A 15,125-nucleotide genomic window follows, 5' to 3' on the forward strand; every position below is an offset into this window, starting at 1 on the left:
ACGGTATGCCGGGCTGACGCGCCGAAGGAAGAGCCCTCCTGATGAGTGGAACAAGCCGGCCCCATTGCGCGGCCCACGAGTTGAAATAGCGCACATGACTCTGCAGTCCGACGCCGACGAAATTCGGCTCATCGAAGCGCAGGCCACGCCGACGCGGTTCGCCCGCGGTTGGCATTGCCTCGGCCTGGTCAGAGACTTCGGCGACGGCAAGCCGCACGCGGTCAACGCCTTCGGGCAGAAGCTTGTTGTGTTCCGCAGCGGCGACGGCGACATCAACGTCCTCGACGGCTTCTGCAGGCACATGGGTGGTGACCTGTCCCAGGGCGAGGTCAAGGGCAACGAGATAGCGTGCCCGTTCCACGACTGGCGCTGGGGCGGCGACGGGCGATGCAAGCTAGTCCCGTACAGCAGGCGCACCCCCCGGTTGGCCCGTACGCAGGCGTGGCACACCCTGGTGCAGGACGGCATGTTGTTCGTGTGGAACGACCCGGAGCGCAACCCGCCCCCACCCGATGTCAGCATTCCCCGTATCGAAGGTGCGACCAGTGACGACTGGACCGACTGGCACTGGTACACCACCGTCGTGAACACCAATTGCCGCGAAATCATTGACAACGTCGTGGACATGGCGCACTTCTTCTATATCCACGGCTCGTTGCCCACGCATTTCAAGAACATCTTCGAAGGACACGTGGCGACGCAGTACATGAACAGTGCGGGCCGCCCGGACCTGGGTGGAACCGAAGGTGCGCGAATGCTCGGTACTACCTCGGTGGCGTCCTACTGGGGCCCGTCCTTCATGATCGACGACCTGACCTATCACTATGCGGACGCCGACCACCACACGGTGCTCATCAATTGTCACTATCCGATCGATGCGAATTCCTTTGTGCTGCAATATGGCATCATCGTCAAGAAATCCGACGCGTTGCCGGAAGACCTCGCGATGCAGACCGCGATCAGTCTTGGTGACTTCGTCAAGCTGGGTTTCGAGCAGGATGTGCAGATCTGGCGCCACAAGGCGCGTATCGATAACCCGCTCCTGGTCGAGGAGGACGGCCCGGTCTATCAGCTGCGTCGTTGGTACGAACAGTTTTATGTCGACCTGGCCGACGTGCGGCCGGACATGGTGGACCGCTTCGAATTCGAGCTCGACACCACCCGGCCCTACGAAGCGTGGATGAAACAGGTCGAGGCGAACATGGCCGCCCAGTCATGATGACGCTCGATTCACCCGTCAGCGACGACGACGATCGCCTGGCTGAGATGCCGATGATTCCGGTGGCCTGCCGCGCCTGCGGCGCACAGGTGCTGGCGCGCAAGAGCAGTTGGAACCAGACCAGTGTGCAGTGGACCGCCGACGCGACCGCCCGGTGTGCCGAACGCCTTGACGCGGAGCGGATCTCGGCGCCCGGTGGCCGCGCGGTGTTCCTCGCGTGCTCGGCGCTGAGCGAGTCGATTGTCGACGCGGTGCGATGCGGGGCGTTGTCTATCGTCGACGAAACAGGCGTGCCACAACCTAAATCGGGAGCTATTTCTTTTCCAGCGTGAACTGGCACAAATCGGTGTAGCCGTCGCGGAACAACTCGGCACAACCGGTCAGGTACCTCATGTACCGCTCGTAGACCTCGTCCGACTGGATCGCGATCGCCTCGCTCTTGTGGGCCTGAAGGGCCGCCGCCCACATGTCGAGCGTCCTCTTGTAGTGCGGCCGGAGTCGATGGATCCGGCTGACGCTGAACCCAACCGCCGTGGAATTCTCCTCGACCATTTCCACCGTCGGCAGCCGGCCGCCGGGGAAGATCTCTTCCAGAAGGAATTTCACGAAGCGGATATGCCACATCGTCAACGGGAGGTTGCGCTGCCGGATCTGCTCGCGGCTCAACACCACGATCGTATGGAGCAGCATCGTGCCGTCGGCCGGCAGCAGGTTGTATGCCCACTTGAAGAAGGGGACGTGGCGGTCGTAGCCGAAATGCTCGAGCGGCCCGATCGCGACGATCCGGTCCACCGGCTCGTGAAACTGCTCCCAACCCTGCAGCAGCACTCGCTTGGAACGGGGGCTGTCCGATGCAGCGAACAACTTTTCGACGTAGGCCACCTGATTCCTGCTCAGGGTCAGGCCGACCACGTTGACATCGTAGGTCTCCAGCGCCCGAAGCATCGCCGAACCCCAACCGCAACCCACATCGAGGAGCGTCATCCCCGGCTGCAGGCCCAGTTTGCCCAGCGCCAGGTCGATCTTGGCGATCTGGGCCTCTTCCAGGGTCATGTCGTCGCGCTCGAAATAGGCGCAGGTGTACGTGCGGGTCGGGTCTAGGAATAGCGCGAAGAAGTCGTCCGAAAGGTCGTAGTGAGCCTGTACGTCCTCGAAGTGCGGCCGCAGGCTTTGCGCGCTTTGTCGCATGCGTCCTCTCGCAACGGCTCGGGCAGGGAGTCCCTGCAGGCTCCACGCCGGCGCGGGTTCCCCCGCGACTGATCCGCACCATTCGGTAAGGGAGATTACACGTATTGGGCACCGCAGCGAGGTAGCGAAACAGGGCGAATTTTGAATGCAATCTTGCGCGGTTTTTGATTCTTGGGCCCGTGACAATTGGCCTTTGCCATTACGCCAGCCGGATCGGGTCCGAATCGACCGGAAGGCACGCGGTCAGGCGTGCGCGCCGCCGTCGATCCGGATTTCCGTGCCGGTGATGAACGCGCCGTCGTCGGAGGCGACCATGGCGATTACCGATGCCACGGCGGTCGGGTCGCCCAGGATGGGGTTGTCTTTCCCGTGCAGCAGCGGTGTCTGCTTGGCCCAGAGGCCGAGGTCGTACCCCTCGGGCATCTTGTCCAGGGTGCTGAGCGCGAGCGCCGTGGAAACCCCGCCGGGTTGGATGTTGACTGCGCGCAGGCCCTGTTTGGAATATTCGAGCGCCAACGAGTGCGTGAATGACAACACGCCGCCTTTGCTGGCGGCATAGGCCGCCATGTAGGGGTGTGCGAACGACGCCGCGGTGGAGGTGAAGTTGACGACCACGCCGCGACCGGAGTCCAGCAGCGCCGGAAGCGCCTGGCGGGTCATCAGGAAGGTCCCGGTCAGGTTGACCGCCAGGGTGGCATTCCAGTCTTCCAGCGTGTGCTGGTGGGTGTTGGCGCAGCGCTGGATGGCGGCCGCATTGACGAGCACTTCGAGTCCACCGAGTTCGTTCAGCGCCGCATCCACCGCGGCTGTTACGGCCCCCTCGTCGGAAATGTCGAGGACCGCGGTGGTCAGTCGCTTACCGCTGCCCGCCTCGTCGGCGGTGGCCGCGGTGCTCGACAGCCCGTCAGCCGAGATGTCGTACGCCACAACCGTGGCGCCCTCGTCGAGCAACCGGGCCACGGTGGCCTGTCCGATTCCGGAGCCCGCTCCAGTCACGATCACCCGTCTGTCTGCGAAACGATCCATCAGCCAAGCCCTTTCGGTCATGCGAGCTGGAAGGCGCTGAGCGGGGCTTCCTCGGGGTAGACCGCCGGGCCGCCAAGGTCGTATGCGGCGTTGAGGGCGCCGACGAACGCCGGATCGTGCAGCGGTTCGCTCGGAATGTCCAGCTTGATGCCCCTGCCCATGAGATCGTCGACCATCATGTCGATCGCCTTCTCGACCGTAAGGTCGTCGGAGCCCTCCATGTTCTTCTTCAGCTCGTCGTAGTCGGCGAACACTTCGGCCGACCAGTGCACCAGGAAGCGCAGTTCGTCGGTGTGGTGGCGGGCGATCACATCCTCACCGTTCTTCAGCAACCAATAGTCGCGGTCGCATGGGTCGCCGGCGAACATGGTGTCGAATGCCAGGCCGGCCGGAACTTGTTGGTCCAGTGGACCATTGGCCTCGCCGCGGTGCACCATCATCTCGTTCTGGACCACGATGCCGCGGTTGTTGATTGGCGGCAGGATGCGCTTCGGTTCCTTGAGCGGCCCTTCGGGCCAGTAGGTGAAGCCGCTGCCGGCATCGAGCGAGAACCAGGTGATCACCTGCGCCATCTTGATCAGGTAGTCCTGGAAAAGGCCGGACTTGCCCATCACGCTGGTCAGCCAGGTTGGCGCATTCTCGTGCCGCACCCCGCGAAAGCTCGGCGAATCCAGGTGCCCCGGGTCGCGGTTGGCGCACGGTCCGTTGATGTTGAACAACATCAGCTGTGGCTTGGCGTATTCGGCTTTCCAGTAGGCCTTGGCCAGATCCAGGAAACGCTCGTTGTAGAAGCAGTCGTGCAGTTGCGGGTAGAGCACCGCACCGTAATTTGCCAGGTAGCCGCGGAAGGTCGGCGTCAGAAACAAATCCAGCGACGGGGTGAATCCTTCGGGAAACATGCCGCTCATCGTCGCCATCAGCTCGTCGGCCGACGCGAAGTGCTGGGCGATGATCAGCTTCCACGGGCCTTCGGTGCGCACCACGTCGAGCAGACGATCATGCTGGTCGTCCGTGTAGACGTTGTCGATTTCGCGGGGCGGGTTGGCCGGCCGCAGCACGTCGGAAAGCTCCATCCGCCGCTCCTCGGTGAGCATCAGCTGTCTCCTTTGCAGTTCTGGATCGACCGATTGTGCGCAGCGTCAGCGCGATGCGGCCGACCGTTGTCCGGTCATCGGGACGTCGAAACGAAGGGGGTGGCTGAACCGTGCCCGCAGCAGCGCGCCGACCTCGGCGATGGCCAGCCGACCCCGCGCGGTCGCATCGGAGCGCATCAAAAAGCCGTGGTACATGCCGGGATAGCGGGTGCTGGTGGTCTGCACGTCTGCGTCGCGTAGCCGGGCCGCGTACCGCTCGCCCCAGTCCCGGATGGGATCGCAGCCGCCAGTCACCACAATCGCAGGCGGTAGGCCGGACAGATCGGCGGCGTACGCCGGGACCAGATAAGGATCGGTGGGCGCACCGGCGTCGCCGTCGACGAGCGCGTGCATGTAGTCGATGTCGTCGCGCGCGAGTAGGGGCGCATCGGCCAGCGCGCCAACGGAGGGCGCGGACATGTCGCGATCCAGCCCCGGATAGAGCAGCACCTGTGCGCAGATCGCGGGTCCGCCGCGGTCCCGGGCGGCCAGCGCGACCCCGGCCGCGAGCGACCCGCCGGCGCTGTCGCCGACCACCGCGAGCCGCTCCCCGTCGACACCCAGTTCGGCGGCATTTCGGGAGACCCACACGGTTGCCGTGTAGGCGTCGTCGAACTGTGCCGGCGGTGGAAACTCCGGGGCCAACCGGTAATCGACGGCCACGACGGTGGCCACCGACGCCGCGGCCAACTCGCGCGCCAGCGGTTCGAACGAGTGGTTGGAACCCATCACCAGCCCGCCCCCGTGGAGGTAAACCAGCACGGGGCCGCCGGCGTCGGCGGTGGGGTGGTAGATCCGGGCCGGGATGTCGCCCGCCGGACCGGGAATCGCGGTATCGGTGACGACGGCCATTTCTGGCATCGCTTCGGGCAGCGGGGCGGATTCGAGCCCGGCGCGCACCGCGGCCAGCCCGCGTTGTCGCATCGGTGCGACGGGGCCGAACGATGCGACGCGCGCCGCGGCGTCGGGATCCAGTGCGGGCGTTACCATCTCATCGCTTTGTCGTGTCGAAGCGGCTTTCGGTGCGCAGCGCCGGGGGTCGTTGTGAGGCGAGCACATCGGCTCGCTCGGCCATCGCGGCGCCCACCGTGTCGGGATGGGTGTGTAGGTAGAAGCGTCCGTCTATGGCCTGCCGGAACAACGCCTCGGCGGCGTCCATCGGGTCCATGGCCGTGCCCTTGAGATCCAGCATTGTCGCGCGTTGCGCCTCGGCGGCGACCACGTCACCGTCGGCGTCGATTCCGCCGGCCGACTCGAAGATGTTGGACGACACGGGACCGGGGAGCACGGCTTGCACGTGAATGTGGTTGGCGTGTCCGGTCGAGTCGACTTCCAAGTACAGGCACTCGGTCAGTGCCAGCACCGCATGCTTGCTGACGATGTACGGCGCTTGCAACGGAATCGCCACCACCGCGCCAACGGACGCGATGTTCCACACCCACGCCCGCTCGTCGGTGGACATCATCTTCGGCAGGAAAGCGTGCACGCCGTAAAAGACGCCGCTGACGTTGATGTCGATAGTGCGCCGCCAATTGGCCACTGGCGTGTCCCACAGGTAGCCGAACTGTTCGACGCCGGCGTTGTTGACCAGCAACCGCACCGGGCCGACGTCTCCGTAGACCCGATCGGCGAGGTCCTGCACGGCGTCGGGGTCGCGCACGTCGCAGGCGACGTCGACAGCCGCCCCGCCCGCGGCGCGCAGTTCGTCGGCGACCGACGCGGCCGCCGCGCCGTCAATGTCGGCCAGCACCACGGTCATACCGAGCCGGCTCGCGTGGCGCGCCAGGCCCGCACCGAGGCCGGAGCCGGCCCCGGTGATGACGGCAACCCCGCCGGAAAAGGCTTCCTCGGCGCTCACGGCCCCGCGACGCTGTCGGCGGCCAGCTCCGAGAGCAACACCGAGTTGGTGGCGTCGAGGACGACGTCCATCTCGGTGAACTGAAGGCCGTTGGCGCCGCGCCGGACGCCGACGTTGACTACCCCGCTGGACACCGCGAACGGCACGAAGTTGGCGATTTGGTTGACGAAGATGTAGAACCGCGCCCGGGTGACGTCGCCGTCGGTGCCGGTGCGGTGCACGTTGGTGGCGTGGTGGCGCAACGGGTACGGGCTCTGCTTGCGGTGGTCCGACAGCCATTCCATCACGGCGTCGCGGCCATTGAGCTCCGGCGACATCAATTCCTCGAAAGGGCTTGCGCCGGAATCGCTTCGGGTCAGATAGCGCACGTCCTCGGCGTAACTGGCCGCCATCTCGTCGTAGTGAGCCTCGTCGTAGTGGTACCAGAACCCGGCGACGAACTCCTGCAATTCGGGCAGCGTGATGTCATTGGCCATAGCTTGAGTCAACTCGGCTTGTGCGCCGGGTGACAGGCCCGATGCCCGGTCAGTGGAACATGGTGTCGAGTCGGCCGGTGATGATCGGCTCCTACGGCAGGCCGGCTGGACGGGGCGACAGTGATGCGAGTGTCATCTCGAAGCCCATCCGCAACCCGTATTTCAAGCGGCGGAAGTTGCCGTCCTCCACCCACCGAACGTAGGCGTGTCTGCAGCATTGGATGACAAGTTGGGCTGGCAGCTCGCGGCGAAACGGGTCCGCACCGAGGTCAAACCGCGCGGCAAGAAACTCTGAGATGGGCTCGGCCAGGTTTTGCCCCCAATCAAGCCAGCGCAGCCTGTACTGCGGATCGTTGATCATCAACGCCAGGAACCGGCGGTCTGTCTCGACCTGTCCGCGCTTGGGGACTTCGGTGCTAAACGCCTCCACCAGTGTGTCGATGGCATTGCTCGTGGGTGGGGCATGTTGGAGGACTTGAACGCTCAGCCTGCCGAACTCGCGAAACAGTGGCATGACGACGTCTTCCTTGACCGGAAAGTGGCGGTGGAAGGTGCGAGGCGCAATGCCGGCCGCCTCAGAGATGCGCTCGACGGTTGCTGAGGTCGAGCCCTCGGACAGGAAGATGTCGCGAGCAGCTATTGCGATGTCCAAGCGGAGCTGCTCCGCGCGCCGCGCGCTCAGCGTCGGCTTGGCGGGCGCACTCACGTCAAGCTCCTCTTCCGTGCATGGGCTGAATCGTGCGGGCGCATCGTAACCGGGAGCAATGGCGGGCTGTGGCCGACGTGCTTCAGCCGGCATGCGGTGTCCCACTCAGCGGCCATCTTGAGTGATCCCGTGGTCTCGAGTGTGCGTACCATGCTGCTGTCAGATTCTGCCACGCAATACAGAATCTGACAGCAAATCGGCTCCACCGGGTCGCGATCGTCTCGATTCCCGTAGGGGCGCGACATCCGCTACAGAGGAGGAACTCCAATGACCGGGGCAGAAGACGACTTGAACTATGAGGACTACACGCATGACTTCATGGGCAAAGTCGGCAACATTCAGGACTTTTCGAGGGGGTTCCTACTGGGGCTGGCCCGCGTCTTCGAGGACACCCTGAACTTCGTTCCCTACGCTCACGTCACCACCTACGCCCCAAAGGTTGGCATGAACACTGCCATGGACGTGGCCGCGCAGGTGTCGCGCGCTGGGATGCGACAGGTGATGCCCATGGGTCGCTTCATCGCACCCCCGGGGTGGGATTGGAAAAATGCCCAGTACCAAGCCATCCCATTCGACGTCCAAACGGAGGACCTCACGAAAGAAGCCCTCATAAGGTTGATAAAGACCTACTGGGACCAATACCTCAAGGGACACAACTACTTCATCGATCAATGGACGAAGATCATCCCCGAGGACGAAGTCTGGTTGGGACTGCCTGACATGTATCAACTAATCATCGATTACGAATACCCCAAACTGGCCAGGGTGCTCGGAATCGAGCCGGTGCATGTCGTTGACTACCTCAAATTGGCCTGCCTCAGCATCGACGGGACGCTCGGCTACGGCGGTGAGTACATCGTGTACAACCCCGATCACGTGGTGCTCAACATGCGTCGATGCGAAGTGCTGCAGAAATACACCGACGAAGGTCTCTACCCGCCGGCACGTGCCTGGATGAACTGCACGTTCGAGCAGCGCATTTCCGCACCGTTTTTTCCTGGTTGCAAACTCGAAATCAATTTGCCGCCAAAGGATTTCAAGTTCGCCAAGGGCGAGCCATTCTGCGTGTGGACCTACACGCGCGGCGAGGAAAACCATCGGGCAGCTGCGGCCGCGCCCGACCCCCGGGCCAGCGCCATGAAGAAGATTCCCATCTTCCCGGTCTCGTCCTGACCGAGTCGATGTCAGCCGCGCCTCTACCGGCGGCTTGTCTGAAATTGTCCTGAGCCGAAACGTTCTCGCAACTCCCGCTTCAGCAGCTTGCCGCTCGGGTTCTTCGGCAACGAGTCGACGAAGAAGACTCGTTTGGGTGTTTTGAATCCGGCCAGGTGCTCTCGACAGTGTGCGACGACGTCCTCCTCCGTCAGTGTCACGCCGTCGCGGGGCACGATCGCGGCGACCACCGCCTCAACCCAGACCGGGTGCGCCACGGCGAACACCGCAGCCTCTTGAATGCCGCTGTGCCGGTAGAGGACCTCCTCGACCTCGCGGCTGGCAACGTTCTCACCGCCGGTCTTGATCATGTCTTTCTTCCGGTCCACGACGTGCAACAGCCCGTGCTCGTCGTAGAAACCCAGGTCGCCCGAGTGGAACCAGCCGCCCCTGAACGCCTCGGCGGTGCGTTCCGGGTCGTCCAGGTAACCCAGCATCAGATGTGGACTGCGGTGCGCGATTTCGCCGACGACGCCGGTAGCGACCGGAACGTTGTCCTCGTCGAGGATCGTCGTCTCCACGTTGGCGACGGGACGCCCGGCCGAACCGGCATGTGCTGCCTGCTCATCGGGTCCCAACGCGGAGGCCAGCGGTGCCATTTCGGTCTGGCCGTAGAAATTCCACAACCTCAGATTGGGCAGTCGTCGCCGCAGCTCGGCCAGCACCTCGACCGGCATCGCCGAGGCGCCGTAGTAGCCCTTGCGCAAGCTCGACAGGTCCACCTCGTCGAACACCGGCGAGCGCAGCAGCGAGATCCACACCGTTGGGGGCGCGAAGTAGTTGGTGACCCCGTACCGCTCGATCGTGCGCAGCACCGTTTCCGGGTCCGGTCGCGGCAGGATGATGCTGGTGGCGCCGAGGTAGATGTCGGTGGCCAGGAAGTTGTCCAACTGCGCGCAGTGATATAGGGGCAGCGAGTGGATCTCAATGTCGGCATGGGCCATCTCGCCGGCGAGGATGGTGCTGACGTACTGCCACATCAGGCTGCGGCTGGTGTGCATGGCCGCCTTCGGATGGGACTCGGTGCCGCTCGTGTACATCAGCCGCACCAGTTGGTCGTCGTCGATGTGCGGGCACGGTGCCGCGGCGTCGGTGGTCAGCCAGTGGGCAAAATCGTCCCAGCCGGACGGGCTGTGATGCCCGGCGGGCACCAGAGCAACCTGCGTCTTGACCGCACCGCCGCGCCGCATCGCCTCTTCGGCCGTCGCTACCAAATCCGCTTCGACAATGAATCCGCTGACCCGACTGTGGCCGAGGATGTAGCCGATCTCCTCGCCGGTCAGCATGAAGTTGACCGGGACCAGCACCACCCCGGCCCGGGCCGTTGCGAACGCCAGCACCGCGTACTGCCAGCAGTTGTGTGCCAAAAGCGCGATGCGATCGCCGGGTTCAAAGCCGTTGTGGTGCAATGCCGCCGCGGCGCGGTCGACCAGATTGTCGAACTCGGCAAAACTCAGCGCGACGTCGCCGTCGATGACCGCGGTCTTGTCCGGGTGTCGGCGAGCCGAGCGGCGGGGGATATCTCCGAGCCCGTGCCTGCGCGCCCGCGCGATGGTCGCGTCCAGGTCGTGGGACTGCATTCCCCCCACGGTAGGCGCCCATACAGAGCCGCGCGCCATCCACGTCCCGCTGAGTAGACAGGGACCCGCACATCTGCTCGGACGGCCTCGATACTCGTCGACATGAGCGCTGGCGTACCCGTCACAACCGAACGCGCCGGACGGGCGGACCTGGATTTGGACGAACTGCGGGCCAACCTTCGCCGCGCGGACCCTGGCGTGCTGGTCGCCGTGCTGGCGCAACTGACCGGAGACTCGGCGGTGGTTGACCGGTACGCACCGAAGATCTCTCATGTGCCCGACCCGCCGGAGCAGGCCGGTGTCACCGATCCCGAGACGGCCGCAGCGCTCGTCGATGCGGTGGTCGCGGCGCTGCAGTCATCCCGCACCGCCACCGCCGTACCTGCCGATGACCCCGACCTGTTCGCGCGGATCGCGCCGGTGGCCCTTGGGGGAGTGGTCGGCTCCGATTACATCCCGCTGTTGTTGGAGCAGGGCGGGTTCCAGCCGTCACAGCCGGTGCTGCCGCGCACCGCAAAGCTCCCCGATGGCTTCCGGGTCGCAATCGTCGGCGCGGGCATCGCGGGGCTGACCGCCGCGCTGGAGTTGGCGGATGCCGGCATCGACTATGAGATCTTCGACCGAAACGACGAAGTCGGGGGAACGTGGTACACCACCACCTATCCGGGTATCGGCGTGGACACGCCGTCGGCGTACTACTCGCTGTCGCGGGACATCAACGGCGAATGGTCCAGCTACTATCCGATGGGCGCGGAGTACCAGTCCTACCTGGTTTCGGTGGCCGACAAGAATAATCTGCGGCAGCACACCCGGTTCGGTACTGAGGTCGAAGCGCTCTGGTGGGACGAAGCGCGCCAGCAGTGGCAGATCCACTCCGCAGGCCCGGACGGTGCCCGGGATGTGACGTACGCCAACGTGGTGATCCCGGCTGCCGGCTATCTCAACCGGCCCCGCTGGCCGGATTTGCCTGGCCGCGAGACGTTCTCGGGAGTTTCGATCCACTCCGCGCAGTGGGATCCCGACCTGGATTTGACGGGTAAGAGGGTCGCCGTCATCGGCGCCGGTTGCACTGCGGTGCAGATCGTTGATGCCTGCGTGGACCAGGTCGCGCACCTGACCGTGTTTCAGCGGCAGCCCCACTGGGTGGCGCCCCGAAGGCGAGCGACCGACGACGTGCCCGAATACCAGCGCTGGCTGGGCACCCGGCTGCCGTATTACGCGAATTGGATCCGGCTCAAATCGTATTGGGGCACATCGGACAACAACTACCCGGTGATCCTGCATGACCCGGACTGGGCGGCCGAGCACCTGTCGATCTCGCCGGCCAACGACGCGCTGCTGCAGATGTGCCTCGACTACATCGATCGCGTATTCGGCGCCGGCAGCGACCTCGCCCGCAAGGTGACTCCCGACTTCGCTCCCTACGGCAAGCGGATCATCCGCGATCCCGGCGGATACTACGCCGCGCTGGCACGCGAGCACGTGGACGTCGAGGCCAGCGAGCCCGCCCGGGTCAACGAAGCCGGAATCGTAACCCCCGACGGCCGGCAGATCGATCTCGACGTCATCATCTACGCCACCGGCTACTACCTGGATTTCCTTTCCACCGTGGATATCCGGGGTCGTGACGGTAGGAAGCTCACCGACGAGTGGGGCGACATCCCGCGCGCCTACCGCGGGGGGATGGTGCCCGGCTTCCCGAACATGTTCATTTCCTCGGCGCCCAACTACAGCCCGGGCCACGGGGCCGGCCACAACTTCGGCGTCGAGGTGATGGTGCACTACGTTATGGAATGCCTGCAGTTGATGGCGCTGCGCAAAGCCGCCACCATCGAGGTGACGCGGAGCGCCTACGAACGCTATGTCGGCGACATCGATGCGACCATGGCCGGCACCGTCTGGTGCCACACCCCGTCCGCCCACACGTACTACCGCTCGGGCGGCGGGCGGATTGTGACCGCTTTCCCATACCGGCTGCTCGACTTCTGGCGCGACCATCGTGCTCCGCTCGAAGCGGATCTCACGCTGCGATGAGCCGGCTACTCTGCGGTAAAACGGCTTTGGTGACCGGCAGCAGCCGGGGAATCGGCCGCGCGATCGCCCAGCGACTGGCCGCCGAAGGCGCCACGGTGGCGGTCACCGCGCGGTCGCACGCGCCGTCCTTGTCGGTGCGTGCCGGAACGACCTCCGCGTTACCGGGCACCATCGCCGAGACGGTTGATCTGATCGGAGCCGCCGGTGGCCAGGCGTTCGGCGTCGCTGCCGACCTGGAGGACGCCGGGCAGCGCGACGGATTGGTCGACGCGGTGCTGGACCGCACCGGGCGCATCGACATCCTGGTCAACAACGCCGGTTTCGCCGACTACGCGCTGGTCGAGGACATGAGCCTGGAAACGTTCGACCGCACCGTGGAGCACTACCTTCGCGTGCCGTTCGTCCTGACGAAATCCGCTGTGCCGCATATGCGCAAGCAAGGCGCGGGCTGGATCGTCAACATCGGCTCCGTCACCGGCGTGGCTCCGGTGCGACCATATCGGGAATACAACAAGACTGCGGGCGACGTGATCTACGCGGCGATGAAGGCCGCCCTGCACAGGTTTACGCAGGGGCTCGCCGCGGAGCTGCTCGACGCGAACATCGCGGTCAACTGCGTTGGTCCGTCGACGGCCGTGCGTACACCCGGTGCGGCGCAGTTGATCCCGGACGCCTTCCCCACCGAGCCGGTGGAGTACCTGGCCGAAACTGTGCTCGCAATGTGTCACCTGCCCGCGACAGAGCGCACCGGCCTGGTGGCGTTCAGCCTGCACTATCCGTGGTCGCAGCAACTGCCGGTGCACAGCCTCGACGGCAGTGGGTTGCTCCCACCGCTCGAACCGCCGCCGACGGCCAACCCGAATATTCTGCCCGCCGGTCTGTAGCTCACAGTGATCCGACCGGAGACGCGATTGCCGTGTTGCTTCGGCAGAAACTGTGGCAGACCCGATCACGCACGACGACGTCGGGACATTCGGGATCGAACCATCGGTCCACGTAGGCCCAGTGAATCGGATGCATGAGGTACGGGCCGGTCAGCCCGTTCGCGTCGGTGAAGTGCTGTTCGAACACATGGGTCCAGGCCGACGCCCCGATTGCTGCTTCTACGCGGCTGAGCTGCCAGTCGGTTATCGAGCGTACGTACCGAGGCATGAGTCGCAGGTCCGCCTCGAACCGCGCCACGGTCGCCGCGTCGGTACCGGGCACCACGCTCAGCAGCAAGGTGCGATAGACGGTCCCGGGTTTTGCCGACCGACCCGTGCTGGCGAGGCAACCGGAGTACGTGGCCCCGTTGATGCGACGGACCGCGGGGTCGCGGAGGGCGTCATCGAAAAGCGCAGCGACAGAGTCCCATTCGGTCGCATCAGTGAACCGCAGGTGCATGAGGATATCGCCGCCGTTGCGGGCACCCGGAAGCGTCGGTTCCACCAGAATGCGTTCGCCGGGTATCTGCGCGGCCGCGCCGCGAAGTGTCGCCAGCACGCGGTCGCGATCTCCCTCGGCGACGTCGAGCAGCCTCGTAACGCTATACATCGCACAGTCCGTCAACGTCGTCCGCGGCCGCTGCGAACGACCGTGATCGATCCTGCACCAATTCGGCAATGCGCGACCACCATTCGCCCAGCGCCGGGTCCGGCCTACCCTGCCAGGTCATCTCCCACCACGCCGGCACGCTCGGCAGCGTCCAGGTGACGGTCACCGTGTTCGTCTGGTCGTCGAACCAAATCGGCGGGCTGATCAAGACGTCCCGCAGCGTCATTCCGCGATCGCGCGCGCCGGGCGCATACTCCGAGAGGTATGTCTCGACGAACCGGCGCGCACAGCCCGGCTTGGTGATCACACGGTCGATCACGAAGATTTGGCCGTCTGCCATCACCCGACCGTATGGCATGCAGCGAACCGCGCGCGTTGGGTTCCCGACCATCGGGATGAGTCAGGCACCTATCGCCGCAACATGTCAGCGAGCGCGGCGGCGGCCTCCGCCCGGGCCCGTTGTGCGAGATCGAGCATCGGCATCGTCATGAATCCGTGGATGCCGCCGTCATAACGCAATTGGACGGTCGGCACGCCGGCGGCCTGTAACGCCTCGCCGAACGTCAGCCCCTCGTCGCGTAGCGGATCGTGCCCGGCGATGACCATCACGGCGGGTGGCAGCCCATCCAGCTCGGCGTTCAGGGGTGTTGCATACGGGTGCTTTCGGTCGGCCAGCGACGGCACGTACTGATCCCAATACCACTGCAGGGCCGGCCTCGGGTTGTAGAAGCCGTGGCCGAACAACCGGTAGGACTCGTTCTGGAAGTTCGGCGCCAGGACCGGGTAGATCAGGAACTGGGCAGCCAGCGGGGGATTGCCTCGGTCGCGTGCCATCAGCGCGGTGACGGCGGCCAGGTTGCCACCGGCGCTATCGCCGCCCACCGCCAGGCGGTCGGCTTCGCCGCCGAGGTCGGACGCGTTAAGCGCCGCCCATCGGGCGACGGTGTACACATCGTCGGCCGCTGCCGGCCAGCGGTGCTCGGGGGCCAACCGGTAGCCCACCGAGATCACCACGGCGGGAATGCGATTCGCGACGTCGCGGCAAAGCGCGTCGTGGCTGTCCAGGTCGCAGAACACGAAACCCCCGCCGTGGGCGTACACGAGAATCGGCAGGGTGGTGTCCTGGCTGTCCGGCCGGTAGACGCGGACCGGAATGTCGC

The 15,125-nt window shown here is 65.2% G+C and carries 16 protein-coding genes; 5 read left to right on the forward strand and 11 right to left on the reverse strand.

All coding sequences use genetic code 11. The features are described 5' to 3' along the window. The first annotated feature begins 94 nt into the window (after window positions 1-94). On the forward strand, window positions 95-1,219 hold the full coding sequence (locus A5712_RS03170) for a Rieske 2Fe-2S domain-containing protein (RefSeq protein WP_068101157.1): 1,125 nt from the start codon (window positions 95-97) through the stop codon (window positions 1,217-1,219). Then, the gene (locus A5712_RS03175) at window positions 1,219-1,551 is read left to right on the forward strand and encodes a ferredoxin (RefSeq protein ID WP_068101162.1); all 333 of its coding nucleotides are present in this window, start codon (window positions 1,219-1,221) and stop codon (window positions 1,549-1,551) included. Before A5712_RS03170 ends, A5712_RS03175 begins: the two co-directional genes overlap by 1 nt. Here A5712_RS03175 and A5712_RS03180 read toward each other — a convergent pair. The 7 genes from A5712_RS03180 to A5712_RS03210 all read right to left on the reverse strand — a co-directional run bounded on the left by A5712_RS03180 (window position 1,532) and on the right by A5712_RS03210 (window position 7,606). Beyond that, window positions 1,532-2,407 (reverse strand): cyclopropane mycolic acid synthase family methyltransferase, encoded by an 876-nt coding sequence (locus A5712_RS03180; RefSeq protein ID WP_068101165.1) that lies wholly within the window; start codon window positions 2,405-2,407, stop codon window positions 1,532-1,534. The genes A5712_RS03175 and A5712_RS03180 overlap by 20 nt on opposite strands. Before the next feature lie 243 nt (window positions 2,408-2,650). Next, window positions 2,651-3,433, reverse strand: a complete 783-nt coding sequence (locus tag A5712_RS03185) for an SDR family NAD(P)-dependent oxidoreductase (RefSeq protein ID WP_068101168.1) — start codon at window positions 3,431-3,433, stop codon at window positions 2,651-2,653. A gap of 17 nt (window positions 3,434-3,450) precedes the next feature. Beyond that, window positions 3,451-4,527, reverse strand: a complete 1,077-nt coding sequence (locus A5712_RS03190; RefSeq protein ID WP_068101171.1) for a hypothetical protein — start codon at window positions 4,525-4,527, stop codon at window positions 3,451-3,453. 45 nt (window positions 4,528-4,572) lie between these two features. Continuing rightward, window positions 4,573-5,556, reverse strand: a complete 984-nt coding sequence (locus A5712_RS03195; RefSeq protein WP_068101174.1) for an alpha/beta hydrolase — start codon at window positions 5,554-5,556, stop codon at window positions 4,573-4,575. A 1-nt stretch (window position 5,557) separates the two neighbouring features. Beyond that, window positions 5,558-6,424, reverse strand: coding sequence for an SDR family oxidoreductase (locus tag A5712_RS03200; RefSeq protein ID WP_068101176.1), 867 nt, complete (start codon window positions 6,422-6,424; stop codon window positions 5,558-5,560). After that, window positions 6,421-6,900, reverse strand: a complete 480-nt coding sequence (locus A5712_RS03205; RefSeq protein WP_068101179.1) for a nuclear transport factor 2 family protein — start codon at window positions 6,898-6,900, stop codon at window positions 6,421-6,423. The genes A5712_RS03200 and A5712_RS03205 overlap by 4 nt, the downstream gene beginning before the upstream one ends. Window positions 6,901-6,991: 91 nt before the next feature. Continuing rightward, window positions 6,992-7,606: a TetR/AcrR family transcriptional regulator gene (locus A5712_RS03210; RefSeq protein ID WP_068101182.1), complete on the reverse strand. Its 615-nt coding sequence runs from the start codon at window positions 7,604-7,606 to the stop codon at window positions 6,992-6,994. Between the two features lie 267 nt (window positions 7,607-7,873). Here A5712_RS03210 and A5712_RS03215 point away from each other — a divergent pair, with 267 nt between their 5' ends. Continuing rightward, on the forward strand, window positions 7,874-8,779 hold the full coding sequence (locus A5712_RS03215; protein ID WP_068101183.1) for a hypothetical protein: 906 nt from the start codon (window positions 7,874-7,876) through the stop codon (window positions 8,777-8,779). 23 nt (window positions 8,780-8,802) lie between these two features. Here A5712_RS03215 and A5712_RS03220 read toward each other — a convergent pair whose 3' ends face one another. After that, entirely contained in the window at window positions 8,803-10,398 is a 1,596-nt protein-coding gene (locus A5712_RS03220; RefSeq protein WP_068101185.1) for an acyl-CoA synthetase, read from the reverse strand. A 102-nt stretch (window positions 10,399-10,500) separates the two neighbouring features. Here A5712_RS03220 and A5712_RS03225 point away from each other — a divergent pair, with 102 nt between their 5' ends. Then, window positions 10,501-12,432 (forward strand): NAD(P)/FAD-dependent oxidoreductase, encoded by a 1,932-nt coding sequence (locus A5712_RS03225; RefSeq protein ID WP_068101188.1) that lies wholly within the window; start codon window positions 10,501-10,503, stop codon window positions 12,430-12,432. Then, window positions 12,429-13,316, forward strand: a complete 888-nt coding sequence (locus A5712_RS03230; protein WP_068101191.1) for an SDR family NAD(P)-dependent oxidoreductase — start codon at window positions 12,429-12,431, stop codon at window positions 13,314-13,316. The genes A5712_RS03225 and A5712_RS03230 overlap by 4 nt, the downstream gene beginning before the upstream one ends. A 1-nt stretch (window position 13,317) precedes the next feature. Here A5712_RS03230 and A5712_RS03235 read toward each other — a convergent pair whose 3' ends face one another. The 3 genes from A5712_RS03235 to A5712_RS03245 form a co-directional block, all read right to left on the reverse strand. Continuing rightward, window positions 13,318-13,965, reverse strand: coding sequence for a Dabb family protein (locus A5712_RS03235; protein WP_068101194.1), 648 nt, complete (start codon window positions 13,963-13,965; stop codon window positions 13,318-13,320). After that, window positions 13,958-14,305, reverse strand: coding sequence for a hypothetical protein (locus A5712_RS03240; RefSeq protein ID WP_068101200.1), 348 nt, complete (start codon window positions 14,303-14,305; stop codon window positions 13,958-13,960). The genes A5712_RS03235 and A5712_RS03240 overlap by 8 nt, the downstream gene beginning before the upstream one ends. A gap of 68 nt (window positions 14,306-14,373) precedes the next feature. Then, on the reverse strand, window positions 14,374-15,125 hold a 752-nt coding region (locus A5712_RS03245; RefSeq protein WP_068101203.1), incomplete at its 5' end, for an alpha/beta hydrolase.

Origin of the sequence: Mycobacterium sp. E2327, from assembly GCF_001672675.1 — a bacterium.
Taxonomy (GTDB): Bacteria; Actinomycetota; Actinomycetes; order Mycobacteriales; family Mycobacteriaceae; genus Mycobacterium.